Raw genomic sequence first — 1889 nt, 5'->3', positions numbered from 1 at the left:
CACTATCACTGTGTAACTTTATTAGAAACAAGTAATTTTTCAATACATATAGGTAACATATCTAATAGCGTTTCAAATGCGTAATTTACGTCCAGACGCTCCGTCCATTGATGTGCATCTTTTCCTACCGGCCCCATATTTAATACTGGAACGTCAAACTCTTCTAATTCCTGAAGTGGAATTGAATAACCTTTATCCCATAATGGCATATTGTCTACAAGAGAACTCATTGAGTCCAATGGGTTTTGTAAGCCCACATAGCTCAAGTCTGAAATTCCTCCAAAATAATTTTGATTTTCAAATGTAATGCTATGATTATAGTGGGCATACTTTCCCATTTCTACAACTACCTCTTTAATTAAAGGATTGTTGCGTGAACTCACAGCTGGATAGTATGGCGGCGCAAAGAAAAGTACAATCATCGGAGCCTTTTCTTTACATAAGATAGATAATTTGTCTACTAAATCAATGGTTACCGCACGATCATCTTTATCTTCTCTATTTTTTATAATATTAGATTGAATTTCATCTATTTTTTCTCTTCCATGTTGTTCAATTGCATAAGTGATAAGCTCTTCATACGTTAATACATTTACTTTGAGATTAGGCGGTATGAACGGATTATGCTTAGAAAAATGATACGCTCGCTCCTCATACGATTCTTCGATTTTCTCTGCTACTTTCGTTACTTTTTGACGTAATAATGAAACTACATCTGTCATCGTTTTTTCTAGTAAAAACAAGTTAAATAATGTGACAGCACGATGAGGAATTTGTACAGAATAATCCTCCTTTAAGTCTCTTTGAAGCAAGTTAGTTGGTGGTGGACTCGCTTCACCATCTACAATATCACAAAGGTCCGTATTCAACTCTAATTCTGCTGTTAATAATGCAGCCATATAACTCCCATTTAATCCTGCAAAAGGTTCGCCTACATGTGTCTCTTTTCCATAGCAAAGGAAACCAGGTAACACCTTACCAATAGAACCAGTATAAATATACTTATTTTGGTCACCAGGATGCCTTGAAAACATAGGCTCTGAATTTAGAACCGTTTTATACTCTAAGTCATGTTCTCTTGCTAAGTCTAATAATCTCGGAACAGCAGCCCTCATCCCTACAGAGTTCACTTCTTCATCTGGAACAGCTAATAAAAGAACATTCCCATCAAATCTTCCTTCACAAGCTTGCTCAACCATTGCCATTTGTAAAGCTAGACCACATTTCATATCCATTGTTCCTCTACCAAATAGCCAATCTCCTTGTTCTATATCTTCACGTACATGATCTGGTAGCTCATCTTTATGAGAATAAAACATAGATGTTAGCTTTTTAGGGTTAAATGCATCTTCTTTCCACACTCCGTAATCTTGTACATCTACAACATCAAAGTGACTAACAAGAATTACGGTATTTTTCGTACTATCACTTTTCTTTACTAGCGCTGTAACAAAATATCTTCCATCCCCGGTCGGATTTTTTTGCAAATGATGCGGATTTTGTTTGAAATACTGTAAGTCTGATAATTGTCCTACAACAAAGTCTGGTAATATAACTTCAGCTTCTGAACCTGTAATACTAGGAATTTCAACAAGATTGCTTAATAATTGCACTAATTGTTCTTTTGATTGCCACTTTGACATATAAATCCCCCTATTTTTCCGCATTATGAAAATCAATTCCAATATATGAATAAAAAATGACGACAGCTATCAAAATTATAATTCTGATGTACTGCCGATTTTTATTGATATTTCATGAGCTGCTTGTTTTACCTTACTAATAAGAAAAGATAGTCGATCATCATTAATGCGATGACTAATTAACCCAACACTTAATGCTCCTACTACTTTATGATTAAATCCGATAATAGGTGCAGCTACTGAAGC

Annotated in this window: 2 protein-coding genes; both read right to left on the bottom strand. The window is 35.0% G+C overall.

The features are described from left to right. Positions 1-5: 5 nt before the first annotated feature. Complete coding sequence (locus AC1DTM_RS24645) at positions 6-1643, bottom strand: M20/M25/M40 family metallo-hydrolase (RefSeq protein ID WP_088099283.1); 1638 nt, start codon at positions 1641-1643, stop codon at positions 6-8. A 75-nt stretch (positions 1644-1718) separates the two neighbouring features. Beyond that, positions 1719-1889, bottom strand: a 171-nt coding sequence (locus AC1DTM_RS24640) for an IclR family transcriptional regulator domain-containing protein (protein WP_477001115.1), incomplete at its 5' end; no start/stop codon positions are given.

The sequence above is a fragment of the Bacillus sp. P4_D3 genome, from assembly GCF_056401855.1.
Note: the sequence above shows the minus strand (reverse complement) of the source record. Positions and strands in the feature narration are given on the sequence as shown.

Bases quoted from the DNA above. Each gene is read 5' to 3' on its own strand.
- AC1DTM_RS24645 (WP_088099283.1), bottom strand. From the start codon at position 1,643: ATGTCAAAGTGGCAATCAAAAGAACAATTAGTGCAATTATTAAGCAAT.